The sequence below is a fragment of the Roseovarius sp. CAU 1744 genome (assembly GCF_039839345.1).
Classification (GTDB): Bacteria; Pseudomonadota; Alphaproteobacteria; order Rhodobacterales; family Rhodobacteraceae; genus Roseovarius.
The window spans coordinates 128,113-153,373 of sequence record NZ_JBDOQV010000011.1; the positions used below are offsets into that span (position 1 = coordinate 128,113).

Annotated in this window: 24 protein-coding genes; 7 read left to right on the forward strand and 17 right to left on the reverse strand. The window is 62.6% G+C overall.

What is annotated here, in order from left to right; all coding sequences use genetic code 11:
* Window positions 1-171 precede the first annotated feature (171 nt).
* Complete coding sequence (locus AAFO92_RS20325) at window positions 172-1,827, forward strand: BCCT family transporter (protein ID WP_347538344.1); 1,656 nt, start codon at window positions 172-174, stop codon at window positions 1,825-1,827.
* Window positions 1,828-1,869: 42 nt separating this feature from the next.
* Here AAFO92_RS20325 and AAFO92_RS20330 read toward each other — a convergent pair whose 3' ends face one another.
* Window positions 1,870-2,865 carry a LysR family transcriptional regulator gene (locus AAFO92_RS20330; protein WP_347538346.1) on the reverse strand — a complete coding sequence of 332 codons (996 nt, stop codon included), beginning with the start codon at window positions 2,863-2,865 and terminating at the stop codon, window positions 1,870-1,872.
* On the opposite strand from AAFO92_RS20330, the gene AAFO92_RS20335 reads away from it, so the two are divergent.
* Complete coding sequence (locus tag AAFO92_RS20335; RefSeq protein ID WP_347538348.1) at window positions 2,864-4,366, forward strand: CoA-acylating methylmalonate-semialdehyde dehydrogenase; 1,503 nt, start codon at window positions 2,864-2,866, stop codon at window positions 4,364-4,366. The genes AAFO92_RS20330 and AAFO92_RS20335 overlap by 2 nt on opposite strands.
* A 321-nt stretch (window positions 4,367-4,687) precedes the next feature.
* Here the strand turns inward: AAFO92_RS20335 and AAFO92_RS20340 are convergent, their stop codons facing one another.
* Window positions 4,688-5,458 (reverse strand): sulfite exporter TauE/SafE family protein, encoded by a 771-nt coding sequence (locus AAFO92_RS20340; protein ID WP_347538350.1) that lies wholly within the window; start codon window positions 5,456-5,458, stop codon window positions 4,688-4,690.
* 147 nt (window positions 5,459-5,605) lie between these two features.
* Here AAFO92_RS20340 and AAFO92_RS20345 point away from each other — a divergent pair, with 147 nt between their 5' ends.
* Window positions 5,606-7,291 (forward strand): acyl-CoA dehydrogenase family protein, encoded by a 1,686-nt coding sequence (locus tag AAFO92_RS20345; RefSeq protein ID WP_347538352.1) that lies wholly within the window; start codon window positions 5,606-5,608, stop codon window positions 7,289-7,291.
* A gap of 15 nt (window positions 7,292-7,306) precedes the next feature.
* Here the strand turns inward: AAFO92_RS20345 and AAFO92_RS20350 are convergent, their stop codons facing one another.
* The gene (locus tag AAFO92_RS20350) at window positions 7,307-8,008 is read right to left on the reverse strand and encodes a fumarylacetoacetate hydrolase family protein (RefSeq protein ID WP_347538478.1); all 702 of its coding nucleotides are present in this window, start codon (window positions 8,006-8,008) and stop codon (window positions 7,307-7,309) included.
* 112 nt (window positions 8,009-8,120) lie between these two features.
* Here AAFO92_RS20350 and AAFO92_RS20355 point away from each other — a divergent pair, with 112 nt between their 5' ends.
* From AAFO92_RS20355 to AAFO92_RS20365, 3 genes are all read left to right on the forward strand, one after another.
* Complete coding sequence (locus AAFO92_RS20355) at window positions 8,121-8,813, forward strand: DUF1045 domain-containing protein (RefSeq protein ID WP_347538354.1); 693 nt, start codon at window positions 8,121-8,123, stop codon at window positions 8,811-8,813.
* Between the two features lie 69 nt (window positions 8,814-8,882).
* Entirely contained in the window at window positions 8,883-9,431 is a 549-nt protein-coding gene (locus tag AAFO92_RS20360) for a TetR/AcrR family transcriptional regulator (RefSeq protein WP_347538356.1), read from the forward strand.
* A 2-nt stretch (window positions 9,432-9,433) separates the two neighbouring features.
* Entirely contained in the window at window positions 9,434-9,826 is a 393-nt protein-coding gene (locus tag AAFO92_RS20365) for an META domain-containing protein (protein ID WP_347538358.1), read from the forward strand.
* Between the two features lie 47 nt (window positions 9,827-9,873).
* On the opposite strand, the gene recO is transcribed toward AAFO92_RS20365, so the two are convergent.
* From recO to AAFO92_RS20385, 4 genes are all read right to left on the reverse strand, one after another.
* Window positions 9,874-10,605, reverse strand: a complete 732-nt coding sequence (gene recO, locus AAFO92_RS20370) for a DNA repair protein RecO (RefSeq protein WP_347538360.1) — start codon at window positions 10,603-10,605, stop codon at window positions 9,874-9,876.
* Window positions 10,606-10,670: 65 nt separating this feature from the next.
* Window positions 10,671-11,612 carry a sterol desaturase family protein gene (locus AAFO92_RS20375; RefSeq protein WP_347538362.1) on the reverse strand — a complete coding sequence of 314 codons (942 nt, stop codon included), beginning with the start codon at window positions 11,610-11,612 and terminating at the stop codon, window positions 10,671-10,673.
* Window positions 11,609-12,001: a hypothetical protein gene (locus tag AAFO92_RS20380; RefSeq protein ID WP_347538364.1), complete on the reverse strand. Its 393-nt coding sequence runs from the start codon at window positions 11,999-12,001 to the stop codon at window positions 11,609-11,611. The genes AAFO92_RS20375 and AAFO92_RS20380 overlap by 4 nt, the downstream gene beginning before the upstream one ends.
* 75 nt (window positions 12,002-12,076) lie before the next feature.
* Entirely contained in the window at window positions 12,077-12,643 is a 567-nt protein-coding gene (locus AAFO92_RS20385; protein ID WP_347538366.1) for a YqgE/AlgH family protein, read from the reverse strand.
* Between the two features lie 151 nt (window positions 12,644-12,794).
* Between AAFO92_RS20385 and AAFO92_RS20390 the strand changes: the two genes are divergently transcribed.
* On the forward strand, window positions 12,795-13,604 hold the full coding sequence (locus AAFO92_RS20390; RefSeq protein WP_347538368.1) for a protein-disulfide reductase DsbD domain-containing protein: 810 nt from the start codon (window positions 12,795-12,797) through the stop codon (window positions 13,602-13,604).
* Here the strand turns inward: AAFO92_RS20390 and AAFO92_RS20395 are convergent.
* The 10 genes from AAFO92_RS20395 to AAFO92_RS20440 all read right to left on the reverse strand — a co-directional run bounded on the left by AAFO92_RS20395 (window position 13,583) and on the right by AAFO92_RS20440 (window position 25,233).
* Window positions 13,583-16,990: an efflux RND transporter permease subunit gene (locus tag AAFO92_RS20395; RefSeq protein ID WP_347538370.1), complete on the reverse strand. Its 3,408-nt coding sequence runs from the start codon at window positions 16,988-16,990 to the stop codon at window positions 13,583-13,585. The two genes, AAFO92_RS20390 and AAFO92_RS20395, sit on opposite strands and share 22 nt — an antisense overlap.
* A 3-nt stretch (window positions 16,991-16,993) precedes the next feature.
* A complete protein-coding gene (locus AAFO92_RS20400) occupies window positions 16,994-18,451 on the reverse strand; it encodes an HlyD family efflux transporter periplasmic adaptor subunit (protein ID WP_347538372.1) in 1,458 nt (485 codons plus the stop codon).
* A gap of 96 nt (window positions 18,452-18,547) precedes the next feature.
* Window positions 18,548-19,090 (reverse strand): molybdenum cofactor biosynthesis protein B, encoded by a 543-nt coding sequence (gene moaB, locus AAFO92_RS20405; RefSeq protein WP_347538374.1) that lies wholly within the window; start codon window positions 19,088-19,090, stop codon window positions 18,548-18,550.
* A gap of 3 nt (window positions 19,091-19,093) precedes the next feature.
* Window positions 19,094-19,714: a LysE family translocator gene (locus tag AAFO92_RS20410; RefSeq protein ID WP_347538376.1), complete on the reverse strand. Its 621-nt coding sequence runs from the start codon at window positions 19,712-19,714 to the stop codon at window positions 19,094-19,096.
* Complete coding sequence (locus AAFO92_RS20415) at window positions 19,714-20,307, reverse strand: metallophosphoesterase family protein (protein WP_347538377.1); 594 nt, start codon at window positions 20,305-20,307, stop codon at window positions 19,714-19,716. The genes AAFO92_RS20410 and AAFO92_RS20415 overlap by 1 nt, the downstream gene beginning before the upstream one ends.
* Complete coding sequence (locus tag AAFO92_RS20420; protein WP_347538379.1) at window positions 20,304-21,098, reverse strand: uracil-DNA glycosylase; 795 nt, start codon at window positions 21,096-21,098, stop codon at window positions 20,304-20,306. Before AAFO92_RS20420 ends, AAFO92_RS20415 begins: the two co-directional genes overlap by 4 nt.
* A gap of 185 nt (window positions 21,099-21,283) precedes the next feature.
* Window positions 21,284-22,138 carry an ABC transporter permease subunit gene (locus AAFO92_RS20425; protein ID WP_347538381.1) on the reverse strand — a complete coding sequence of 285 codons (855 nt, stop codon included), beginning with the start codon at window positions 22,136-22,138 and terminating at the stop codon, window positions 21,284-21,286.
* Between the two features lie 4 nt (window positions 22,139-22,142).
* Window positions 22,143-23,009 (reverse strand): ABC transporter permease, encoded by an 867-nt coding sequence (locus AAFO92_RS20430; protein ID WP_347538383.1) that lies wholly within the window; start codon window positions 23,007-23,009, stop codon window positions 22,143-22,145.
* The gene (locus AAFO92_RS20435) at window positions 23,009-24,082 is read right to left on the reverse strand and encodes an ABC transporter ATP-binding protein (RefSeq protein ID WP_347538385.1); all 1,074 of its coding nucleotides are present in this window, start codon (window positions 24,080-24,082) and stop codon (window positions 23,009-23,011) included. Before AAFO92_RS20435 ends, AAFO92_RS20430 begins: the two co-directional genes overlap by 1 nt.
* A gap of 77 nt (window positions 24,083-24,159) precedes the next feature.
* Complete coding sequence (locus AAFO92_RS20440; RefSeq protein ID WP_347538387.1) at window positions 24,160-25,233, reverse strand: extracellular solute-binding protein; 1,074 nt, start codon at window positions 25,231-25,233, stop codon at window positions 24,160-24,162.
* Between the last annotated feature and the right edge of the window lie 28 nt (window positions 25,234-25,261).

Below are 25,261 nucleotides of genomic sequence, written 5' to 3' on the forward strand. Positions count from 1 at the left end.
GAATGCGCCACCTGCCCGAATGAAGGCGGGTGGCGCTTCGCAAAAACACCCGGGCCGGAAACTAAGGAAAAGCCCATTTAGCCAAGCCAAAGACACCAGAAATCCTCATGACCTTGCGTTGTGTGGGGTGGTCGTTTGTGTCTGGCGTTCACCAGCCATTCAGGAGGAAATATGGCCAAGACACCACCATTGATGGAGCTATCCATCGCAACCGCCGAACGCGGGTTCTATACTGGCTTCAGTAAGGACGTCGCAATCACGTCCAAAATACTAACCGCCGCTCTCATCGTTTGGGCCATTGCGGTTCCGGACACAGCAGCAAGAATCCTTGGCGACCTGAACGGCTCGCTGTTAGCCACCTTCTCAAGCTGGTACATCTATGTTGTCGCGCTGTTCCTGATTGTATGCGTACTTCTCGCGTTGATCCCAAGCACGGGTCGCCTGAAGCTCGGCCTCGAAGGCGACACACCGGAGTTTTCCAACTTCTCGTGGTTTTCGATGATGTTCGGTGCGGGTATCGGCATCGGCATGCTGACCTTTGCCACCGCTGAACCCATGTATCACTTTGCCACGAACCCCAATGTCATCATGGGGGAAACCGGAGCGTCTGCCGCTGATAACGTCAACAACGCCTACCTTTGGTCTTTCCTGCACTGGGGTTTTTCGGCTTGGGCATGCTACGCGATCGTTGGGCTGTCGCTGGCGTATTTCTCGTACCGTCGCAATTTGCCTCTGACGATCCGCTCCGCCCTGACGCCGCTTTTTGGTGAACGCCTCTCTGGCATCGTGGGTCACATTGTGGACATCGTGGCCGTTGTCGCGACCATTCTAGGTGTGGCACAGACCCTTGGCTTCGGGGTTGAGCAGTTTGTATCCGGGCTGCACCGCATCGGATTCGGTGACTGGCTTGTCGTTGCGGAAACCGGCAAACCGTCATCTGCCGGGGTTATCACTGCGCTTCTGGTGATCATGGGCGCGTCAACGCTTTCGGCCCTGTCCGGTGTTGGGAAAGGCATCAAATGGCTTTCCAACATCAACATGGGGCTTAGCTTCTTCTTGCTTGCCTTTTTCCTGCTTTTTGGGTCGACGTTCTTTGGGCTGAACGCCCTTGTCGAAGGTCTGATCACCTACATCGTTCAGCTGCCGAAAATGCTATTCACAGTTTGGACGTCCGATGGCGTTGAGGGCAGCGAAGCCGCGCAACTCGCAAGCTGGCAAGGTGGCTGGTCCGTCTTCTACTGGGCGTGGTGGATCGCGTTCGCACCCTTTGTGGGCGTGTTCCTGGCACGGATTTCCCGCGGCCGGTCTTTGCGAGAATACGTCCTTGGGGCGATCATAATCCCGTCCCTTATGTGCTTCTTCTGGTTCACGGTCGTAGGTGGTACAGCTATTGACCTTACCCTGAATGGTGGCGCGGGCGATGCGATCTCCGGCGCGGGTCAGCAGAACCAGTTGTTCGCGATGCTCGACTTCATCCTCGGATCCGGTCTGGCTTGGGTCATGGCCATCATCGTTGTTGTTCTGCTGCTCACATATCTTGTGACAACGGCCGACTCCGCGGTCTTGATCGTGAACACAATCAACGCCGCAGGTGCTGAAAGGCCATCCGGCCGCCCGCACATCATCTTCTGGGGTGTGGCGCTGTCGTTGGTCGTGGGTGGCCTGCTGATTGCAGGTGGCGTTGGGGCAATCCAGTCCGCCATGGTCATCGGAGCGCTGCCATTCTCGCTCGTCATGGTTTTGATGTGTGTATCGCTGATCAAGGCAATTGTGAGAGATGGCATACGTGCGAGAAACGGTGTGCAGGCAATCCACGCTGCCGAATAACTTCAGAAAGGGGGCCATGTGCCCCCTTTCTTTCGCCCGACATCAGGTGCGCGGTGAAAACAGCTTGCGATCCTGCCGCACGGTTTCGACAATAAACCGTGTCGTCACTGAGATATGCGGAATTGCATCCATCGCCTCATGCCAGACCACCCAATAGCTTCTTTCTGCCTTTGTTTCGGGGAACAGCGCGACCAACTCGGGATCATTGCGAACGACAAAGTCATGCAAGACACCGATCCCCGCACCAGATCGCACAGCCGTAACCTGCGCCTGCGCGCTCGAAATCTCTATCTGCGAGTTCCAGCCCGGCCAAAAACTTTTGTTGAATTCAAGCTCAGGCGTATAAATCAGATCGTCCACGTAACCGACAAGTTCATGGTTGCCGAGATCCGCAATGGATTGGGGCGCTCCTCGTTCGGCAATATAGGATCTTGAGGCATAGAGCCCGAGTGAATAGTCGGTCAGCTTGGTCGCCTTGAGCCTACCTTTCTGCGGGCGACCGATGACAATGGCGATATCCGCTTCGCGTTGAGACAGTGAAAAGGCGCGAGGTGCCGGAACAAGCTGCACCTTCAGATCGGGATAGAGCGCCCGTAGCTTTGGCAGATGTGTCGCAAGATAGGCCACTCCAAAAGCGTCCGGTGCGCCAATTCGCACGGTACCGCTGATCTTGCCGGAACCAGATGTTCCAGGTGTTGTGCGCAATCTGAGCATCGCCTCTTCGGCCGCGAGGGCATCGGGCATCAGCAAACGCCCGGATTGCGTCAGGCTGCACCCCACCGTCCGCCGGTCAAAAAGCTTTTCACCCAAGGCCTCTTCAAACTGGGTGATCCGGCGATTGACCCGCGCCTGACTGGTCCCAAGCCGTTGCGCCGCGCGAAGAATTTGTCCCTCACGCGCAACAGCCAAGAAAAATCGCAGGTCGTCCCAATTCATTACTTGCACCCAAAATCGAATAACAGATCGTCGTATTTGACGATATTTTTGAATGTAACACAGCGGTAAGAGATGGGCCATGCATAAGGAGGAGTTATCCATGCCTGTTCTGACCCACTACATCAACGGCGCACATGTGCAGGGCACATCTGGTCGTACGCAACCTGTCTTCAACCCGGCCATTGGCGCATCCGAGCGGGACGTGCCACTGGCTTCAACCGACGAAGTCAACAGCGCGGTCGCCGCTGCAAAAGCGGCATGGCCAGCATGGTCCAAGACCCCTGTTCTGCGCCGTGCGCGTATCCTGGACAAATTCAAGAACATCCTGTGGGACCGTGCCGATGAATTGGCCTCTATCCTGGCGTCAGAGCACGGCAAGACCCACGACGATGCCGTCGGTGAAGTGACGCGCGGGCTTGAGGTTGTGGAGTTCGCCGTCGGCGCGCCGAATTTCATGAAGGGCGAGTTTTCCGAAAACGTAGGGTCGGTCGTTGACAGCCACAACATCCGTCAGGCGCTTGGCGTGGTTGCGGGCATTACTCCCTTCAACTTCCCGGCCATGGTGCCGATGTGGATGTTCCCCGTCGCGCTGGTAACCGGCAATACCTTCGTGTTGAAACCGTCCGAGCGCGTGCCTTCGGCATCGCTGAAACTGGCCGAGTGGCTGACCGAAGCGGGCCTGCCTGAAGGCGTGTTCAACGTCGTCAACGGTGACAAGGAAGCCGTCGATGCCCTGCTGCACAACTCGGATGTCAAAGCTGTCAGCTTTGTCGGCTCGACCCCGATTGCGAAATACATTCACCAGACCGGCACAGCCAATGGCAAACGCGTTCAGGCGCTTGGTGGCGCCAAGAACCACGCGATCATCATGCCCGATGCCGATCTGGAAATGACCGCAAACGCGCTGATGGGCGCGGCTTATGGGTCTGCTGGCGAGCGCTGCATGGCGATTTCCGTCGCCGTTCCTGTGACCGATGCCGTGGCTGATGCGCTGATCGATATCATGGTGCCCAAAATCAACGCGCTGAAGATTGGCCCGACCACGGATAAAACATCAGAAATGGGCCCGCTGGTCACCGAACAGCACCTCGCGAAGGTCCGCGGCTACATTGATACAGGCGAGGCCGAAGGCGCGAAGGTTGTTGTTGATGGCCGCGCGTTCAATCAGGAAATGCAAGGCTATGAAGATGGCTATTTCCTTGGCGGCACCTTGCTCGACAATGTCACACCCGACATGACCGTCTGGAAAGAGGAAATCTTTGGCCCGGTTCTGTCGGTTGTGCGCCGCAACTCTTACCAAGATGCACTCGATCTGATGCACAGCCACGAATATGCGAACGGAACGGCCATCTTTACCCGTGACGGGGACACGGCGCGCAGCTTTAGCCAGGATGTCGAGGTTGGCATGATCGGGATCAACGTACCGATCCCCGTGCCCATGGCTTACCACTCTTTCGGCGGCTGGAAGTCTTCGATCTTTGGCGAGCATCACATGCACGGGATGGAAGGCGTGCGGTTCTACACCCGGATCAAGACCACAACGACGCGCTGGCCCTCAGGTCAACGCGCCGATCCGGAATTCACCATGCCGACGCTTGGCTGATCTGCGGTTCGCAGACCCAAACACCTGAACACAAAGCGGCCCGGCAATCCTGTCGGGCCGCTTCCTTGACATAGGCTGCGACGCAGCAAGAAGCCCACCGCATGTGCAAAACTATGCTGCGTCAGCGAACACGGAAAAGTCCGAGGTCCGCTTTGTCCCGCATTGCAGCCATCAACCTGGTACAGTTCTCCCAGACGCGGTCGCCATGGTGCACATCTTACCAACCGTCAGATCCGAGTGCAGCTTTCCGAAACCAGCGCCATTTTCGGACGGCTTCCACGCGCATTCCATATGTTCCGCACAAAACTCGCACCTGCAGCATCACCCGATCAATCCGCGCCGGACCAGGTTCAGCCCGCCCAGCAGCAAGATCGCCAGGGTCGCCTTGCGAAACGTGCTCTGGTCGATGCGGTCCTGGATGCGAAAGCCGATCGCCATGCCCAGTGCCGCGGTCGGGATCAGCGCCAGCGATAGCGGCAGGGTCTCGGCGCGCAGCACACCCGACCCCCAATGCGCCGCCACAAGCGTGACCGAGCCAAGACCATAAATCACCCCCTGGATGCGAATTTGCTCTTTCTTTTCCGTATTCAGCGCGGTCAGCATGGCCACCGTCGGCGGCCCCCAGATACCCGAAAGCCCGCCCATGAACCCGGCCACACTACCGATCGCGGCCTGTGTTTTCGGCCCCGGATGGCCCGGCATGCGCAATTGAATGCCCAAGATTTGCAGGCTGACAAAGAGCGTGACCAGGAGCCCGATCACCAACAGCAGCAGCCATCCCGCCACCTGCGGCACGAATTGCGCGCTGACGACCATGACCAGAAAGCCCGAGACAAGGAACGCTTTGAACCTGCTGAGGGACTCCAGCGCCGCGCGCATCCCCTGGCGCAGCGCCTGCCAGCCATTTGTCACCAGTGTCGGCAAGATCATCCCCGCAAGCGCGACCTCGGCCGTTGCCACCGATCCCAGGCCCGACACCAGCACCATCGGCAGGGCAAATCCCACCACCCCCTTGATCACCCCGGCCAGGATGCTGATGCAAAAGGCAAAAACCAGTATGCCGGGCGATGCAATGCCGTAGAAGAGCTCCATCCCCCTCTTTTAGCAGCTTGATTTCTCGCTGCACCGCAATAATTCGCAGCGTAATTTTGCGTCAAAATGCAGCGCCAAAAGGTATTAATGTTGCGCTGCACCTGCAAAATGGCTAGGAAGGGCGGCGAAAGAGCAAAGGGGTGATTCATGGCGCATGACGGACAGGATATCACGATGGCAGACAAGGTAATTCTTGATGATCTTCTGACACTTACCGGCGCGGCGGTAGCCCCGGCCGAGGCCGTGCTTGATGCCGCTCGGGACAAGCTGCGCGAGGTTACGGTGCAGGACGGCCGCGTGTCGGGCGCAGCGGTCGAGGCACACCAAGGCGCCGCCCACGGACTTGCCTGGCTGGCCACCTATGTCGAATCCCTGCGCCAGATGCAGCAATGGGCAACCCGGCTGAAGGATGCCGGAAACTTTGGCGAGACCGAGCAGCTGATCCACCAGATCGCCTTTGGGGAATACCTGCACCACATCGCCGGCGGCATCCCAATGAACCAGGGCGAGGTCATGCGGCTGGCGGAAATCGGCCTTGGCTGGGACGCGCTGAGCGGCTTCCAGTGCGCCGAAGTGCAGACCCTGATGGCAAAAGGGAATACCCAGGCGGCGCGTATGCGCCTGGTGGCGCTGATGCAGGAACATTCCGCGGATATCACCGTGGGCCGCAGCGGTCTGGACGAAGAGCTTGAGATGATCCGCGCCCAGTTCCGGCGCTTTGCCGTCGAAAAGGTCGAACCCTTTGCCCATGACTGGCACCTGAAGGACGAACTGATCCCGATGGCCATCATCGAAGAACTGGCCGAAATGGGCGTATTCGGCCTGACCATCCCCGAAGAACATGGCGGTTTCGGCCTGTCCAAGGCGTCGATGGTCGTCGTCTCCGAGGAGCTCAGCCGCGGCTATATCGGCGTGGGCAGCCTCGGCACCCGCAGCGAGATCGCCGCCGAGCTGATCCTCTGTGGCGGCACCGATGACCAGAAGGCAAAGTGGCTGCCGCAACTCGCCAGCGCCGAGATCCTGCCCACCGCCGTCTTTACCGAGCCAAATACAGGGTCGGACCTTGGCAGCCTGCGCACGCGGGCGGTGAAGGACGGCGATGACTACAGGATCACCGGTAACAAGACCTGGATCACCCACGCGGCGCGGACCCATGTGATGACCCTGCTGGCGCGGACCGACCCCGACACCAAAGACCATCGCGGCCTGTCCATGTTCCTGGCCGAAAAAACCCCGGGCACCGATGAGCACCCCTTCCCCACCGAAGGCATGTCCGGCGGTGAGATCGAGGTGTTGGGCTATCGCGGCATGAAGGAATACGAACTGGGCTTCGACAATTTCCACGTCAAGGGCCAGAACCTGCTGGGCGGAGAAGAGGGCAAGGGCTTCAAACAGCTGATGGAGACGTTTGAATCCGCCCGTATCCAGACCGCCGCGCGGGCCATCGGCGTCGCCCAATCGGCGCTGGACGTGTCGATGCAATACGCCATCGACCGCAAGCAGTTCGGAAAATCCCTGATCGAATTCCCGCGCGTTGCAAGCAAGCTGGCGATGATGGCGGTCGAGATCATGATCGCCCGGCAGCTGACCTATTTCAGCGCGTGGGAGAAGGACCACGGCCATCGCTGCGACCTTGAGGCCGGCATGGCGAAACTGCTGGGTGCGCGCGTGGCCTGGGCCGCGGCGGATAACGGGTTGCAGATCCATGGCGGGAACGGTTTTGCCACGGAATACAAGATCAGCCGCATCCTGTGTGACGCCCGTATCCTGAACATCTTTGAAGGGGCCGCCGAAATTCAGGCCCAGGTGATCGCCCGCCGGCTGCTGGCATGACCCCCTGACACCAGGCTATTCCGCGTCCCCGATTGTCAGTTCAACCGGGGTCAGCCCATCGACCGTGCCGGTCAGGACATCGCCGCTTTGCACCGGGCCGACCCCGGCCGGGGTGCCGGTGTAAATCAGGTCGCCCGGAAGCAGGTGATAATATCCGGACAGATGCGCGATGATCTCGGGCACGGACCAGACCATATCCGACAGAACCGCCCGCTGCACCGTCCGGCCGTTCTGTTCAAGACGGATTTCCTGCGCCCCGATCTGCCCGAAATCCTTGACCGGCGACAGCGGCGCCAGAACCGCGGCGTTCTCGAAATCCTTGCCCAGATCCCAGGGGCGGCGTTTCTCCTTGGCCGCACCCTGCAGGTCGCGCCTTGTCAGGTCGATCCCGCAACCAAATCCCCAGATCGCCGCCGGCGCTTCGGCTTCGGACATGCGAAAGGCCGGCTGGCCGATCGCCACCACGAATTCCATCTCGTGGTGGCAGTCCCGCGTGCCCGGCGGATAGGCGATGGTGGCGCCCGAAGGACATAGCGCATGGGCGGATTTGGTGAAATAGAACGGCGCCTCGCGATCCACCTCGTTGCCCATTTCGGCGGCGTGGGCGGCATAGTTGCGCCCAACGCAGAAAATGCGGCGCACGGGGAATACCTGGTCGTGCCCGGCAATCGCCACGGCAGGCGCTTCGGGCGCGGAAAAGATGAAATCGCTTGGCATATCAACCCCGTTCTGCGGAATATCCACATCCTTATGCGGTTTCCGCATGCAGCTGTCAAAACGCGAGGGCGATACTGTGGCCAACCCCGGAGATTTGCCCTAGACCAGCGCCATGACATATCCGCGATATGCCATCTATGTTCTGCCTGAACCCGGCCCGCTGGCGGATTTCGGTGCCGCGTGGATGCAATGGGATCCGCGCAGCGGCACCACGCCCGGACCGCCGCAGCTGCCCGAACTGCCGATGCGCCTGGCCGATATCACGCAGACCCCCCGCAGATACGGGTTTCACGGTACGATCAAACCGCCATTCCGCCTGCACAACGACCAGACCGAGACAGACCTGCAGTCAGCTCTGGAGAGCTATTGCACCCGGACGGCTCCGGTTGCGCTGGAGGCGCTGGAACTTGCCCGGCTGGGCCGTTTCCTGGCGCTGGTACCGGTTGGGAACACGGCAGGGCTGATGGCGTTGGCGGCAGATGTGGTGCGCGAATTCGACCGGTTTCGCGCACCGCTCAATGCTCCCGAACTCGAACGTCGCCGCCAAGGTGGGCTGAGTGCAAGGCAGGAGGCGATGTTGCACGAATGGGGCTACCCCTACGTGATGGAAGAGTTCCGTTTTCACCTGACCCTGACGGGCAAGCTGCCCAAAGCCAAGGCCGCGGCGCTCGCCGATACACTGGCGCCGGTGCTGGCACCTCTCTTGCACGCGCCTTGTGCCATCCGGTCGCTCAGCCTGATGGGCGAAGGCGGTGATGGCATGTTCCGGCAGATCGCGTGTTTCGCGCTAACCGGACAATCCTGAGCGGGCAATTTCGCGCCTGCGGCATAGCGCAGGCTTGCGACGGCAAAGGTGCGGGACTATGCAGCATTCATGACCCGGACAACCACACGAAGATTGACGAAATCCGACTGGATCACCGCCGGGCTGACCGCGCTGATCGAGGCGGGTCCGGAGGCGCTGAAGGCCGAACCACTGGCGCGGCGCCTGGGGACCACCAAGGGCTCGTTCTACTGGCATTTCGCGGACGTGCCGGCGTTTCACACGACCCTGCTGGATGCTTGGGAAACCCAGGCCACCGGGGACGCGCTTGCCGCGATCGCCAGCCGGGAAACCCCCGCCGCGAAGCTGAGGCACCTGGCGCAGATGATCGCGGAGCGGCCCGATGGCAATGCTGCCGATCCCGCGGTCAGGGCATGGGCGCAGGGCAATGGGCTGGCGGCTGCGGCCGTGGCGCGCGTTGACGCCAAGCGGCTGGCATATATGCAGGAATTGCTGTCCGGGCTGGACATCGACAACCCGGAAATGACCCGGATTCTCTATGGTGCGGGCATTGGCATGGACCTGTTGGGTCATTCTTCAGGGGGCGAAAATGCCTGCGCCATCGGCTCTCTGGTCGATCTGATTCTGGCCTTACGCTAGGGATGCGGGGCTGGATTCCATACACGCTCATGTGCCTGGGATTGCTGGCCTGCAAGGATGAGACCGTCGCGGGCTACGGCGCGCTGGACACTCCCTGGCGGCTGGTCGAAATCGACGGGCAAGCCTTTCCCGCCCAGGCGACGCTGCAGTTCGGCACACATGGCGAAATCTCCGGCAACGCCCCCTGCAATCGCTATTTCGGAAGGCAGACGGCGCCCTACCCATGGTTTGCCGCCGAAGAACTCGGCACCACGCGCCGGGCCTGCCCGGCGCTCGCCCATGAAACCGCCTATCTTTCGGCGCTGGCCGCGATGACCCTGTCCGAGGTCGCCGGCGATACGCTGATCCTGAGCAATGATGCGGGCCGCGAGATGGTGTTCAGGGCAGCGCAATAGTCTGCCGGCACGCGACGCCACCAGGTAACGGTTACGCTGTCCCCACCTCAGACGGCGGCCTTTCTGAACCTGTCGACGAATCGCTGCCGCGCTTCGGGGAGCGGCTTGTTCCCCAGCTCTGGCGCCAGCTGGTGTCGCAGGAAATGGCCCGTCACCTCAAAGCCCTGTGCGATCTCGGTATCTGGCGCAGGGCCATGCCCCCTCATGCAGGGCGGCAGCGGCAGCAGGCGATCGGCCCATTCCCCCGCGCCGGCCCGCGACACTGCCCGCCCCGTTCGGGGCGACACGAAACTCAGGTCATTCGCCGCCGCGCCCATCACCGCGCAGGTCGACAGGTCAAGGCCAAAGCCAAGCTCGTCAAGCAGCGCCACCTCCCACTGAAGATAGGCCAAAGGCCAGACATCCGGCTGCCCCAGCAGATCCAAGAGCGCCTCGGTCCGGGCATAAAGCGCCGGGTGCGCCTCGCGTTCGGGCAGGGAAAAAAGCAACAGCGACGTGACCGCGTTCAGACCGGCCAGCGACAGCCGGTCGCCCATCGACGCCGCCGTGCGCGAGCGCACGAGCTCGGGTTGAAACGTGCCCAGGTGATCCTCCAGCCGGGCGCGCCAGTGCAGGTCCAGCTGCGCCCCGGGCTGCAGAACCGGCGCCATCTTGCGCGACACGCCGCCGCGCACAACCCCGGCATGTCGCCCGCGCCCGGGGGTGAAAACCTCGATGATGGCCGATGTCTCACCATGTGCCCGGCTGGACAGCAATATGCCCTGATCGCGCCACTCCATCCCCGGCTCCTGCCTCCGTTTCGGAGGCCATTGGACATCATTCCGCGGGCGCTGCCAAGTGCGTGTCAGCGCGCGCTGTCGCCAAATCCGGGCGTCCCCGAATCCTCCGGATGGCTGGCCAGATGTTTGCGCTTGATCTGCTCGGACGTGTCGCGCGATCCGTCATGGCTCCACCCCGGCGGGGCGACGGCGTACATCAGCCGGTCGCGCCAGTTGATCCCGGGCTGCAGCACATCGCGGAAAATGCCCACCCATTCGTGAAAGGCCACCCGGATCGGGTTGAACGTGCCCAGGTTGCGTACCAGCCCGAAATCCACTTTCTCGGTCTCCTGCTCGGGCACGAAAGTGCCGAACATCTTGTCCCAGATGATGAAAACGCCCGCGTAATTCGCATCCAGATAGCGCGGGTTGCGGCCGTGATGCACCCGATGATGACTGGGCGTGTTCATCACCGCCTCGAACCAGCGGGGCATCTTGCCGATCGCCTCGGTATGGATCCAGAACTGGTAGATCAGGTTCAGACCGCCGCAGAACAACACCATCGCCGGATGAAATCCCAGCAGAATCAACGGCGCCCGCACGATCATCATGAAGGTGAAGGTGCCGGTCCATGTCTGCCTGAGCGCCGTGGTCAGGTTGTAATGCTGGCTTGAATGGTGGTTGACATGGCTGGCCCAGACCCAGCGGATACGGTGCCCGAACCGGTGCACCCAGTAATAACGCAGGTCATCCAGCACAAAGCAGATTGCCACCACCCCGATCGACGTGCCCAGATCCAGCGGCGTCATCTCCCACAGCAGCATGAAAAACCCGTAGGCGATGAACCCCAGCAGGATCGAAGACGCCACGTTCCCCGCCCCCATGATCAGCGAGGTGAGCGCATCGCGGGTCTCGTACCGCCCGCCGCGCCCCTTGACCATGATCCACACCAGCTCGGCCAGGATGGCGGCGATGAAGAAGGGGACGGCCCAATGCGTCACCTCGGGATAGGTCAGCAGATCGCTCATGTGGAACCCTCTATCAGCCGGGACCAGTCCGCCGTCTCCTGCGGATCCAGCGCCAGGTGGATGCGGGGTGCGGTGTAATCCGGCAGGTCAATCGCAACCCCGCCCCCGGTCCGGGAAACGCGCGCGCCGGTCAGATGGCGCGCGGTGGTATCTGCGCCCATCGGCCAGACCACGCCGAAACCTGCGGTCAGCTGCACCAGCGCCGCGCTGCCGCTGCGGCATATGATGACCCGCTCGGGCACCTCGTCGGGGAATTCCCGCAACCAGGCCGCGCGGGCGCTTGCCTCATTTTCCAGCCGGGCCGCGCGGGACAGGCCGAACACATGCAGCAACAGCACGATGCCCGCAATCCCGACGATCACCATCGGCAGCAGAATAGTCAGCGGCATGATCCTCTCCGTTCCCGGCAATTTTTCAGCGCAAAGGGGCGGCGTTGTCAAAGAGAGCGTCGCGTCAAGTGCCAGTCAGGCGCGCCCGGCATCCGCAGACAGGGCCAACGGGTTGATGCCCAGCTTGTTCAGCGCGGCCTCCCATTTCTCGACATCGCTGGTGCCGAAGACCAGTTTGCAATCTGCGTCACAGATCAACCAGCCGTTCTGCGCAATCTCGGCCTCAAGCTGGCCGGGTCCCCAGCCGGCATAGCCCAGTGCCATGACGACCTGTCCAGGGCCGCGTCCGTCTGCCATGTCCTCCAGGATATCCATGGTTGCGGTCATGGCGAATTCATCATTTACATCCATCGTGGAAATCGCCGAGTGATAGCCGTGTTCATGCAGCACGAAACCGCGCCCATGTTCGACCGGTCCGCCAAAATGCACCGGCAGGTCGCGGGTATCCGGGCCGATCTCGATGGAAAGCTGCTCCAGCAAATCGCGCAGCCGCAGGTCGCTTGTAGGCTTGTTGACCACGATCCCCATCGCGCCCTCCTTGGAATGGGCGCACATGAACACGACTGAATGGGCGAAACGCGGGTCAAGCATACCCGGCATGGCGATCAACAGCTTGCCGGTCAGTTCAATGTCTTCCGTCAACAAACAGCTCCTGCGGCCTTGCCCATCCCCTCGACACCTGTAAAGAAAGCGTGTTCGACAATCGTAATGCAAACTGATGATGCCTGTCACACACAAAATTCTCTCTGGAAAGTGAGTTGGCATTTCAACGCTTGTGGCCCATGACAGAAACATGATCAGATCGTTCATCGGCATTTTTCTGGCCGCGGCGGCGCTGTTGTCACCCCCGGCAGCAGCGCAACAGGGTGGCGACATTCTGCAGGCGCGAATCCTCACGGGGTGGCAGCGGGCGGATGGCAAGCATGTCTCGGCCCTGCACATCACGCTCAATGACGGCTGGAAGACCTACTGGCGCGCGCCCGGGGATGCGGGGATACCGCCAAGCTTCGACTGGGCCGGTTCGCGCAACCTGTCAAATGTCGCGATAAGCTGGCCCGTCCCGAAACGTATCATGCAGGGCGGGATTCAGACCATCGGTTATGAAAACAGCCTGACCCTGCCGCTGACCCTGACACGTTCGCGGCCCGGCAAACCGATCACCCTGACCGGCAGTGTGACGCTGGGCGTATGCAAGGATGTCTGCGTGCCGATGACGTTGAAACTGTCGCAAGAACTGCCGCTGGGTCAGAAAAAAACGGACCCGCGCATCGTCGCGGCCCTTGCCGACCGGCCCGAAACCGCGTCCGAGGCCCGTGTCGGCCGTGTGGCCTGTCGCATTTCCCCCATCTCGGGCGGGGTGCAGCTGCGGGCCGAAATCGACCTGCCGCGAACCGGCGGGCGGGAACTGGCGGTGATCGAGACGGGCAATCCGATGGTCTGGGCCGCACAATCGAAAACAGCGCGCCAGGGCGGCAGGCTGATCGCCGAAACAGAGCTCTATCATGTCGAGGGGCACAGTTTCGCGGTCGACCGCTCAAGCCTGCGCATCACCGTTCTTGGCAATAAACGGACGGTGGATATTCAGGGCTGCCCCGCCGGATGACCACGGCGTGGCCGTAGCATCATCACCAGCGCCGCATAGAGCAGCAACGCCAGAACAGCGGCGCCGGCGACAAACAGGATCAAAGCCGCCAGCATCGGCGACAGGGCCGTCGCACCCGGCCAAAGCGCCGCCCACAGCGGCGGGACGACACCGCCAGCCAGGGTCAGGCCCAGGGTCACCCCCCACCAGAGCAGCAGCAGGCCGACACCCAGTGTCAGCACCAACCGCACCCTGCGGTCGCGAAACCGCAACCCCTGGCGCAGCGCGGCCAGCTTGCGGCTGACATCACGCTGCATCGCCAGCAGCGCCGGCACCACCAGCAGCACCATGATCATGCCAAAGGCCAGCCCGTAGACCAGCGTGATCACCGTGGGCTTGATGAACTGCGCCTGTTGCGAGCGTTCGAACAGCAGCGGCGTCAGCCCCAGCACGGTCGTCAGCGTCGTCAGCATGATCGGCCGCAACCGGTCAGCGGCGCCGTCGATGATCGACGGAATCAACCCGCGATCCTTGGCATATTCGTCGATCGTGGTGACCAGCACGATGGAATCGTTGATGATGATCCCGGTCATCCCCAGCAATCCCACGACCGAGAACATGCTCAGCGGTACGTCCCACTGGTGATGGCCATAGATCGTGCCGACCAGTCCGAAGGGGATGATCGCCATGACGACCAGAGGCCGCGTCCAGCTGGAAAAGATCCAGGCAAGCACAAGGTAGATGCCGGTCAGGGTCAGAATCAGGCCAAGCCGGGCATCGCTCAGGAATTCGTCTTCCTGCTCGCTCAGACCGGCAAGCTGCCATTCCACGCCCAGATCGCTGGCGATCTTGGGCAGGATCTCGTTTTCCAGCGCCAGCATCACCGCTTCGGCACGCGCCGGATCATCCTCGGAAACATCGCCGGTCACGTTGACCAGCCTGATGCCGTTTTCCCGCCGCACCGTGGAGAACCCGTTGCGCCGTTCGACACTGACGAGATCCGCCAGCGGAACATAGGTGCCGTCCGGCGTGCGCAGCTGCATCCGTTCCATGAAATCGGCGGTCAGCTCCCCCTCGGGCAGTTCCACGCGGATCTCAGCGCTGCGCGGGCCCTTCGGATAGGTCGCCGCCTCGATCCCGTTCAGCCGGTTGCGCAGGACGCGACCCAGCCCGTCGATGGTAAAGCCCAGCGCGTTGCCCTGTGCGGTCAGTTCCAGGATCAGTTCTTCCTTGTCATAGGCCAGGTTGTCTTCGACCCCGGTGACCTCGGGGAACCGCAGCAGCGCCTCCTTCAACGCCTCCGACGCCGCCTTGAGACCATCTGCTGTCGCGCCGAAGAATTCGACATCCAGCGCATCACCGCCCGGCCCGGACCGCCAACCCTTGAAACTGACGGTTTCGACCAGCGGATGATGCAGGACACGCTCCTGAAGTTCGGCAGCAAAAGCAAAGCTGGAATAGGGGCGCAGATCGGCATCGATCAGCTCTATCGCGACCCCGCCCAGTTGATCGGGATCCTTGGTGTCTGCCCCGGCCAGCCCGCGGCCGCTATTGCTGCCCACCTGGCCCATGACGAAGCTCAGCGGGTTGGTGCCATGGAGATTTTCGTATTCCGCGCCCAGTTCCTCGATCGCGCGTTGCATTTCGCGCATCATCGCCATCGTGTCGGCGCGGGTGGCGCCGGGCGCCATCGCGAAATTGCCGGTCACGCTGCCCCGCTCGGGCGCGTTGAAGAACCGCCATTTCACTTCGCCGGATACGAAAAGGGCCACCTGGCTGGCCAGCACCACCAGCACCAGCGCAAAGACCGGATAGCGCGCCCTTATGACCCCCGCCATGAATGGCCGGAACAGGCGCTCGCGCACCCAGACGAACCCGGCATTCACCGTCCGGCTGGGCCAGTCATACCAGTTCCGGTCGCCGGACCTGCGCAAAGCATGTGCCATGTGATTGGGCAGGATCAGGAAACATTCCATCAGGCTGGCCAGCAACACCGCGATCACCGTGAAGGGGATATCCACGATCAGATCGCCAAAGCGTCCGCCCACCACTGTCAGGCCGAAAAAGGCGATCACGGTCGTCAGCGTGGCGGCAAAAACCGGCGAGGCCATCCGCTGTGCGGCACGTTCGGCCGCCTCGACCGGGGATTCGCCGAATTTGCGCACCCTTGCGTCCGCGTGCTCGCTCACCACGATCGCATCATCGACCACGATACCCAACGTGATGATCAGGGCAAAAAGCGAGATCATGTTGATCGTCAACCCGCCCAGATACATCAGTGCCACCGCCGCCAGCATCGCCACCGGAATCCCTGCCGCCACCCAGAAGGCAGTGCGCGCGTTCAGAAACAGGAACAGCAGCGCGACGACCAGCGCAAGCCCCGTCAGCCCGTTTTCCATCAGCATGTTGAGCCGCCCCGAAATAAGCTCGGACCGGGTACGGGTCAGTTGCACCTTGACCCCCTGTGGCAGCGATTCCGCCATTTCGCGGGCCACGTCCTCGACCCGGCGCTGGATATCGATCGCGTCCCCGCGGGCCGACCGGTCAACCCGGATCGACATGGCCGGATCTTCGCCCACGAAATAGCTGAGCCTGTGGGCAATCCCTTCCACCCGGATCGACGCGACATCGCCGACGGTCAGTTTCGACCCGTCCGGGTTGGAGCGCAGCACGATCGCCTCCAGCTGATCGGGGCCCCGTTTTTCGACGCCGGTGCGCACCCGGGTGTTGGCGCCGGTGACATCGCCCGCCGGATCGGCATCGACCTCACCGGCGACGGCGGCGGCGATCTGGGCAAAGCTGACATCATGGGCAATCAGGTTGGCCGAGGGCACCTCGATGATCGTTTCAGGCGCCGAGACACCGCGCACCGTGGTGCGCGTGACACCGGCGTCGAACAACCTGACCACCAGTTCGTCAGCCAACAGGCCCAGCTGTTCGGTCGCCACCGGTCCGGTAATGACCACGTCGGTCACCCGGTCACGCCAGGCCGCGCGGCGCACCTCGGGTTCTTCGATATCTTCGGGCAGCGTGGTTGTCAGATCAACGGCGGTCTGCACGTCATCGGCGGCGCGGGCCATGTCCCAGCCCGGCTCGAACTCAAGCTTGATGACCCCAATGCCTTCGCGGCTGGTGGCCTCGCTGCGCGTCACCCCCTCGACGGTCAGCAGCGACGGCTCCAACACCTGCACGACGCCCGCATCCACATCTTCGGCACCCGCCCCCTCCCACAGGACCGTCACGCTCACATTGTCGATGATCACGTCGGGAAAGAACTGCGCGCGCATCCGCGGCAACGCCGCCATACCCAGAACGATAAGCACCACCAGCAAGAGGTTGGCGGCGGTCTTGTGCCGGGTGAAATAGGACAACAGCCCACCGGCGGCCCTGGGAATGCCACGGGCCACGGATCAGCCCCCCATGCGGCCTTCCAGCCGCTTGACCATACGCGCGGGAACGCGCGGTTCGGCCAATTGCCCCAGCAGGCGCAGCTTGACCGCCTCGGGCATGTCGGTCGATCCCTCGACGAATGCCACCAGCCGGGCGCGGCGATCGGCGCTCAGCACCAGCATCTCATCCGCGCCCCGCGCATCATCGGAATCGCCCCGAAGCGGGCGCACCTTGATCCCCGCCCCCAGAAGCGGCGAGCGCTGGCGGACGATCTCGCGCCCCGCCAGCCCGTCGCCGCGCACCAGGATATCATCGCCCTGGCGGCGCAACAGCGTCACCTCAAGCGCCTCCAGCCGGTCTTCGCCCACCAACGCCAACACCTGGTCGTCCGGCCCCAGCGCCGAGGCAGGAAGTCGCACCACCCGGTCAAGCGGCGGCTCTTCGACAGTGACGGTAACAAAATCGCCGGGTTTCATGCCCGCGGCATTGGTCAGCCGGGCAAAGATCAGGCGCCCGGTCTGCCCCTCTCCGACAATCGCGCTGTCCCGGCTGATCTGGCCTTTGACCTCGAGATCGAGTCCGAAGACATCCAGCGTCACCCTGACCGGCGCGTCGATCAGCAGCCCCTCGTCGTCCAACAGGCGCAGATATTGCGGGGTCGAGAGGCGGAACGCGACCTCCAGCTTGTTGCCGTCCACCAGTATGGCAAGTTTTTCATTGGCCGCCACCAGCCCGCCCTCGACAACCGAAACCTCGCTGAGTGTTCCGGCGAACCCGGCGGTGATACGCGTGTCGTTCAGCCGCCGCTGCGCTTCGGCCTGGGCAATCTCGGCCCGCGCCAGCCGGGTCGCGGCCTGATCCACGCGGGCCTCGGCCTGGGCCAGGGCCTGCCGGCTGCCAAGCACCGCCTGACGCGCCTGAGCGGCGGACAGTTCGGCGGTTTCGACCGCCGCGGCAGTGCCCACGCCGCGTTCCTCCAGGTCAAGCTGGCGGCGATACGCGCGCGCCCGCAATTCTGCCTGGTCCTCGGCGGCGGCCAGTTCATCCTGCGCCAGGATCAGTGCACGCGCGGCTTCGCTTTCTTCGTCACGGGCATCCAGCAGATCGCTTGCAGCCCGGTCCAGCGCCGATTGCGCATCCGCCGGATCGACACGCGCCAGCAGCTGCCCTGCGGCCACCTGCCCGCCCTCGACGAAATCCTCGGCCAGTTCCACCAGCGTGCCACCGGCCTTGGCGCGGATTTCCAATGTGCGGCGGCTTTCGATCTCGCCGAAGGCGGTCAGAACCGGGATGATCGTTTCTTCGATGGCCGTGTCGACATTGACCGCAAAGACGCGTTCGCGCCGCTCGGGCACCTCGGGTTCGGTTGTCAGTCTCTGCTGCACGGCGTCGAAAATCGAGTGTCCGGCATAGGTCAGCAGGCCCAATGTCAGCGACAACAGGAAGAATCCGGTCAGGCTGTGACGCAAAAACCGCATGAACATCAAACCCTTGCTTGGCACCAAACGGTACCTGACTAATGTAAACCTACCATGTGAAATGCCAAGTTCTTAGGGCTTATACGTGGAAACAGATCATTTCCGGCGCTGATGTTCGTCCAGTCGCGGCATTATTTCAACGAAATTACAGGGCCGGTGGCGGTAATCCAGCTGAAACGCGAGAATCTCGTCCCAGGCGTCTTTGCAGGCGCCCGGGCTGCCTGGTAGCGCAAACAGGTAGGTTCCCCCGGCGACGCCGCCCGTGGCCCGCGACTGCACGGCAGAGGTGCCGATTTTCCCCATGCTGACAATGGTAAAGACCGTGCCGAAGGCGTCGATTTCCTTTTCATAGACGTCGCGATGCGCCTCGACCGTCACGTCGCGGCCGGTCAGGCCCGTACCCCCGGTAGAGATCACCACATCCACGTCCGCGTCCGCGATCCAGTCCCGCAGCTGCGCGGTGATTTCCTGCCGTTCGTCGCGGATGATCCGGCGATCCGCCAATTCGTGCCCGGCTTCGGCGATCCGGTCGACCAGCACCTGGCCCGACCGGTCATCGGCCATCTCGCGGCTGTCGCTGACCGTCAGCACGGCAATGCGCACCGGTATGAATGCCTTGTTCTCGTCGATCCGCGCCATCGCTCACGCCCTTTCCATAATCGCCAGCCGCGCCGCCAGGGCGGCGAATATCCCGGCGCTGACCAGCCCCAGACCACGGGCAAAGCGTGGCCCGGTCAACCGCCGCCTGAGCGCCCCGGCAAAGATGCCAACACCGCCATTGATGCAAAATCCGCCCACCGCCAGAACCAGACCGAAGATCAGGAACTGCCCCAAAATGCTGCCCTGCGCGGGGTCCACGAATTGCGGCAGAAATGCCAGCACGAAAAGGATGACCTTCGGGTTGAGCAGGTTGACGACCATCCCGTCCCGAAACGCCTGCCGCGCAGGAACGGGCTGCACCTCGGCGCGGGCCACCGGCCCCGCGCGCAAGGCGCCCCATGCCAGCCAGAGCAGATAGGCCACGCCCACCCAGCGGATCACGTCGAACATCCACGGCAGCGCCGCCACCACCGCACCCAGCCCCAGCCCGGCCAATGCCACATGCACCATGCTGCCGGTGGAAATTCCGGCGCTGGCCGCGACTGCCGCTTTCGGTCCTGATCTGAGGCCCAGCCCCAGGCAGAACATCATATCCGCCCCCGGGCTCAGGTTCAGCGCCAGCCCGGCGGGGATGAACGCCATCAATGTCCAGAACTCGACCATCAGAAGGTAAACCAGTTCGGTGTGGGACCAAGATTGACCACCCGCGTGCGCCCGATCTGCCCGGCCTGACCCCAACTTTCATGAATATGCCCGCAGAGTGCGATCTTGGGCTGGATCCGTTCGATCGCCTCGCGCAGCGCCGTCGACCCCACCGAAATCCCCCCCGATGTCAGATCCGCAACCCCCTTGGGCGGCGAATGCAGGATCAGGATGTCAGCGGTCTCGCAACGCGCCAGCATCTCGGCGGCATGGGCCTCGGTCAGGTCGCAGGACCATGCGCCAAAGGGCGTGACCGGCACGCCGTAGCCCAGCCCGAAAAGGCGCAGGCCGCCAATCTCGGCGCTGCTGCCATGCAGCACCGTCGTGCCCTCATGCGCCGCATCCTGCAACTCGTCGGAGCTTTCGGCATTGCCCGGCACCACCACCATCGGCGCGTCAATGCCGCTCAGCAGGTTCATCGCCTCGGGCAGCGATTGCCGCATGTTGCAGAAATCTCCCGCCCCGATCACCAGATCGGCCTCGCGCGCGGCCTCGACCAGCGCCTCGGCGCGGCGGCGCGAATGGTGCAGGTCGGAAAAGGCGAGGATTCTCATGCGCCCCCTCTCAGCCGCGCCTGCAGTTCCAGCAGGTCGGCCCAGGCCTCTCGCTTGGCACCGGGGCTGCGCAGCAGGTAGGCCGGGTGGAACATCGGCAGGCAGGGAGTACCGTAAGCCTCCGTCCAGGCACCGCGCAGCCGTGTGATCCCGCGCCGGCCAAGACCGGCCTGACAACTGATATTGCCCATCAGGACAACTACCTGGGGTTTTACCAATGCCACGTGGCGCTCGACAAAGGGCAGCAGCATGGCGATCTCATCCGGTTTCGGATCGCGGTTCTGCGGCGGCCGCCAGGGCAGGACGTTGGTGATGTAGACGGCACGTTCGGGCGCCTCGGCGCAACGCGACAGGCTGATCGCCGCCAGCATCTTGTCCAGCAACTGCCCGGCCCGGCCCACGAAAGGCCGCCCCTCGCGGTCCTCGTCCCGGCCCGGCGCCTCGCCGATGATCATCACCCGTGCCGACGGGTTGCCATCGGCAAAGACAAGATTGCGCGCACCGCGCTTCAACTCGCAATGCTCGAACGCCTCCATCGCGGCGCGCAGCGCCGTCAGGTCGGCCGCGGCCCCGGCCGCAGCACGCGCCTCGGCCACCGGAGAAGCCCCGGCGGATGCCGATGAGGCGGCGGCCGGTTCGGTGGTCGGGGCGGGGGCCGGTGTCGGTTTTGCGGGTTTGTCGGGCACCTCGTACCGGTTCACGGGCCCATCTCCGATCGCCTCGGTCACACCGAACTCGATCTGCCATTCCAGCAGCGCCTTTGCCGTATGAAAGTCCAAAGCCGATTCCATCACCTGCAAGTTAGACCGCCGGGCGCGCAGGTGGAAGATGCCACGACGCCTGGTCAAGGGCGGGCATGTCATGGGCCGCAGCGCAGGCGGCAACGCGACAGAAAGGTGGACCACAAATCAGGCTGAACCGGCGGCGTCGCTGCCATCCGGCTGCCTGAAGATGGCCGACCGTTCACGCCGTGCAACTAGTCCTTGTTCCGCTGGACCAGCACACTCAGCAACGCAAGCGAGCCGGAGGCGATCATCAGGAACACCGATACCGCGTTCAGGACGGGGGTAGAGCCGACCTTGACCACCCGGTCGTACATGGTGATTGTCAGCGGGGCGTCGGACCCGACCAGCATCAGCGTGGTGTTGAAATTCTCGAACGATACCAGGAACGACACCACGAAGGCCGAAAACAGCGCCGGGAACAGGAACGGCAGCGTCACGGTCGCCAGCACCCTGCGGCGGCTGGCACCGAGGTTCAGCGCCGCTTCTTCCAGCGCGATGTCGAACTTCTGCAGCCGCGCCGCGATCACCAGCGAGGTGATCGTGGTCAGGAAGGAAAACTGCCCCAGCACGATCAGCGGTATCCCCGGGCGCAACCATTTCACATTGATCCCGGTTGCCGCGTCGATCCCGTTGGCGATCATGCTGGCAAAGACCAGAAGCGAAATGCCGAGGATCACGCCGGGAATGACCAGCGGCACCACCATCAGTACATATAGCGCGTTCTTGAACGGGAATTGCTTGCGCTCGAAAAGGAAGGCGTTGCAGGTGCCTGCCATCACCGCCAGGGCTGACACGATCACCCCGATATAGACCGAGTTCTTGAGCCCGCGCAGCAGGCGTTCATCGTGGAACATGCCCAGCTTGGGCTCGGTATCGTTAAAGAACCAGTCCCACGTGAACCCCTGCCAGGGCAGCGCCGGGAATAGCGAGTCGTTGAACGCAAAGACGCCTGCCGCCAGCAAAGGCGCGACCAGGTAGAGAAAGAAGATCGTCACGTAGGATCGGTACACGAAGGTCAGGAACGGGGATTTGTTTGCCTGTGCCATGAGCTTATTCCTTCGCCACGGTGGTTGCGAGGCTCTGCCCCGTCAGCTTCAGGCCCAGCCAGATCACCAGCGACGTGAACCCAAGCAGCAGCACGCCGAAGGTCGCGCCGGCCTCCCAGTTGTAGCGGGTGATGAACTGGTTGTAGATCTGTTCGGTGAACCAGCTGCTGTTCTTGCCGCCCAGCAGGATCGGCGTCAGGTAACTGCCCGCGGTCAGCATGAAGGTGATGATACAGCCCGCCACGATGCCCGGCATGGCGTAGGGCACGATGATGCGGCGGAAGACAGTGAAACGGCTGCCGCCGAGGTTATAACCCGCCTCCAGCAGCGCGTCGTCCATGCCGTCGAGTGTCGACACCAGCGGCACGATCATGAACAGGACCACGGTGTAGACCAGGCCGATCACAACGGTGACGTCGTTATAGAGCAGCTCAACCGGGCCGCTGATCAGCCCCGCCCATTGCAGCGCGCCCGACACCAGGCCGGTCTCGCGCAACAGCACGATCCAGCCAAAGGCGCGCACCAGGTCGCTGACCCAAAGCGGGATCAGACACAGCAGGAACAACGCCGCACGGGACCGCTGGCGGGCGATCTTGGCAATGTAATAGGCGACCGGAAAGCCGACCAGCAGCGCCAGGATGGTCACCAGGATCGACATCCAGGCGGTGCGCAGCAGGGTGTTCCAATAGATCGGTTCCCCCAGGAAATCCATGTAGTTGCCGAAACCGAAGGTGAATTGCCCCGGCCCGATTTTTTCGCGCAGCGACACGTAGCCGATGCCAAGCTGCGGCAGCACGATCAGCAGAAGGATCCACAGCGCAAAAGGCGCCATCAGAAGGATCAGCGACAGCTTTCCAGCGTCAGAGCGCATCACGCAGCCCCCTTGCCGAAACAAAGCGCGCGGTTTCCCTGCCAGTGGATGTCGATCGCATCGCCTTCACCGAGACCGCTCGCGCCCGCCTGGTCGGCCACCTCGATCAGCTTGCCGGAACCGGTCCTGACAAGGATGCGGCTGTTTGCGCCGTTGAAGAGCAGGCTGTCGACGATGCCCGACAGAGTCGAGCCCTCGGCGCCCTTGCCGACCGAGATCGCCTCGGGGCGGACGAAGACCTCGACGTCGCTGCTATCGGAAAGCCCGCCGGTGCCGGGTGTCGCCAGCACGCTGTCACCGCCGTCAAGCGCGACCCGCGCGACACCGTCGGCCATGCGGTCGACGCGCCCGCCCCAGCGGTTGCTGTCGCCGACAAAGCCGGCGACGAAGCCGGAAACCGGGTTCTCGTACAGTTCTTTCGGAGGGCCGATCTGTTCGAAGCGTCCGGCATTCATCACCGCGACATTGTCTGACATCACCAGCGCTTCGGACTGGTCATGCGTGATATAAAGGAAGGTTGTCTCGAACTGGTGCTGAAGCTGTTTCAACTCGATCTTCATATGCTCGCGAAGCTTCAGGTCAAGCGCGCCAAGCGGCTCGTCCAGCAGCAGCACATCGGGCTCCAGCACCATGCAGCGCGCAATGGCGATCCGCTGTTTCTGGCCCCCGGAAAGCTGGGAAATCTGCTTGTCCTCGACCCCCGGCAGGCCGACACGGTCGAGAACGGCCTTTACCTTGCCGCCAATTTCGGATTTCGCGTCACCCCGGCAGCGCAGCCCGTAGGCGATATTTTCGCCGACCGTCATCATCGGGAACAGCGCCAGGTGCTGGAACACCATCTTCACGTTACGCTTGTTCGGGGCAAGGTTCAGGACCGAATGACCCTTGATCAGGATATCGCCGGCGTCGGGGTTTTCGAAACCCGCGATCATCCGCATCAGCGTGGTCTTGCCGCAGCCGGACGGACCGAGGATCGAAAAGAACGACCCGCTTGGGATGTCGAACGAAACGTTGTTGACGGCCGTGAAGTTGCTGAAACGCTTGGTCACACTATCGCATCGTAGGTCGTACATGGTCTGCCCCCGGGGTTTGAATGGTGGACAGGGACGCATCGCCACGCCCCTGTCATCGCTGATATGTGGTGGAAAGGTTACTCGGACGCGGCCTTGATCCGTTCCAGCGCGATACCTTCCATGTCTTCCAGTCCCGGCGGGATGTTGGCGAAGAACTTGAGGTTGTCCAGGTCTTCCTGGTCAAACGCCGCCTGCACCGCGTCACGCTTGTTATCGGGCAGCAATTCGATACCGTTCGGAACCGCCGCGATGGCACCCGTGGATGAAGACATCAGCGTAATGATCTCCGGACGCATCACGAAGTTGATCCACTTGTAGGCCGCATCGTCAGCCTCGCCGCCACGCGGGATGGCGAAGGTGTCGATCCATGCCAGCGCCCCGGTTTCCGGCGGCACGAACACGATGTCGGGGTTTTCGCTATAGAGCCGGAACGCGGTGGAATCCCAGGTCTCCGAGACCACGACCTCGCCCGACAGCATCAGGCTTTGCAGGTCGTCACCGCCGGTCCAGTAGGTCTTGATGTTGCTCTTGCATTCGATCAGCTTTGCCGTGACCTGATCAAGCATATCCTGGTAGGCGTCGAGATCATTGTAGAGCTCGAACGGGTCCATTCCCATGCCAAAGGCGGTGCCCAGCAGGATGGTGCGCCGCAGCCGCATCGAGGTGCGGCCCTTGTAGGCCGGGTCGCACAGGTCGTTCCAGCCAGTGATGTTCGGAGCTTCGGCCTTGTTGGCCATCACGCCCGACGTGCCCCACTGGTGCGGCACGGCATAGACTTCGCCGTCGATCGTGGTGTTGGCCTTGACGCCGTCCAGCAGGTTGGCCTGCATGACCAAGGTATCGATCTGGGACAGGTCGAGGGGCTTGTAGATGTTGTATTCCATCTGGGCCGCGAAAATGCGGTCATGGCTCGGCTGGGCCAGGTCGTAACCGGAACCGCCGGTTGCCCGCAGCTTGGCAATCATTTCCTCGTTGTTGGAGAATGTCACCTCGACGTCGATATCGGGATATTCGGCCTCGAAGAGACGGATCACTTCTTCGGGCGCGTAGCTGCCCCAGGTCAGCAGCCTCAGTGTGTCTGCCGAGGCGGCCGAACCGGCGGCCAGCCCCAGGGCCGTTCCGGCCAGCAGCATCTTGATCGAATATTTCATTGTCAGTTCTCCCTTTGGTCATTGTTGA

Coding starts and splice junctions, on each gene's coding strand:
- AAFO92_RS20325 (WP_347538344.1), top strand. CDS start 172: ATGGCCAAGACACCACCATTGATGGAGCTATCCATCGCAACCGCCGAA.
- AAFO92_RS20335 (WP_347538348.1), top strand. CDS start 2,864: ATGCCTGTTCTGACCCACTACATCAACGGCGCACATGTGCAGGGCACA.
- AAFO92_RS20330 (WP_347538346.1), bottom strand. CDS start 2,865: ATGGATAACTCCTCCTTATGCATGGCCCATCTCTTACCGCTGTGTTAC.
- AAFO92_RS20340 (WP_347538350.1), bottom strand. CDS start 5,458: ATGGAGCTCTTCTACGGCATTGCATCGCCCGGCATACTGGTTTTTGCC.
- AAFO92_RS20345 (WP_347538352.1), top strand. CDS start 5,606: ATGGCGCATGACGGACAGGATATCACGATGGCAGACAAGGTAATTCTT.
- AAFO92_RS20350 (WP_347538478.1), bottom strand. CDS start 8,008: ATGCCAAGCGATTTCATCTTTTCCGCGCCCGAAGCGCCTGCCGTGGCG.
- AAFO92_RS20355 (WP_347538354.1), top strand. CDS start 8,121: ATGACATATCCGCGATATGCCATCTATGTTCTGCCTGAACCCGGCCCG.
- AAFO92_RS20360 (WP_347538356.1), top strand. CDS start 8,883: ATGACCCGGACAACCACACGAAGATTGACGAAATCCGACTGGATCACC.
- AAFO92_RS20365 (WP_347538358.1), top strand. CDS start 9,434: ATGCGGGGCTGGATTCCATACACGCTCATGTGCCTGGGATTGCTGGCC.
- recO (WP_347538360.1), bottom strand. CDS start 10,605: ATGGAGTGGCGCGATCAGGGCATATTGCTGTCCAGCCGGGCACATGGT.
- AAFO92_RS20375 (WP_347538362.1), bottom strand. CDS start 11,612: ATGAGCGATCTGCTGACCTATCCCGAGGTGACGCATTGGGCCGTCCCC.
- AAFO92_RS20380 (WP_347538364.1), bottom strand. CDS start 12,001: ATGCCGCTGACTATTCTGCTGCCGATGGTGATCGTCGGGATTGCGGGC.
- AAFO92_RS20390 (WP_347538368.1), top strand. CDS start 12,795: ATGATCAGATCGTTCATCGGCATTTTTCTGGCCGCGGCGGCGCTGTTG.
- AAFO92_RS20400 (WP_347538372.1), bottom strand. CDS start 18,451: ATGCGGTTTTTGCGTCACAGCCTGACCGGATTCTTCCTGTTGTCGCTG.
- moaB (WP_347538374.1), bottom strand. CDS start 19,090: ATGGCGCGGATCGACGAGAACAAGGCATTCATACCGGTGCGCATTGCC.
- AAFO92_RS20410 (WP_347538376.1), bottom strand. CDS start 19,714: ATGGTCGAGTTCTGGACATTGATGGCGTTCATCCCCGCCGGGCTGGCG.
- AAFO92_RS20415 (WP_347538377.1), bottom strand. CDS start 20,307: ATGAGAATCCTCGCCTTTTCCGACCTGCACCATTCGCGCCGCCGCGCC.
- AAFO92_RS20420 (WP_347538379.1), bottom strand. CDS start 21,098: ATGGAATCGGCTTTGGACTTTCATACGGCAAAGGCGCTGCTGGAATGG.
- AAFO92_RS20425 (WP_347538381.1), bottom strand. CDS start 22,138: ATGGCACAGGCAAACAAATCCCCGTTCCTGACCTTCGTGTACCGATCC.
- AAFO92_RS20430 (WP_347538383.1), bottom strand. CDS start 23,009: ATGCGCTCTGACGCTGGAAAGCTGTCGCTGATCCTTCTGATGGCGCCT.
- AAFO92_RS20435 (WP_347538385.1), bottom strand. CDS start 24,082: ATGTACGACCTACGATGCGATAGTGTGACCAAGCGTTTCAGCAACTTC.
- AAFO92_RS20440 (WP_347538387.1), bottom strand. CDS start 25,233: ATGAAATATTCGATCAAGATGCTGCTGGCCGGAACGGCCCTGGGGCTG.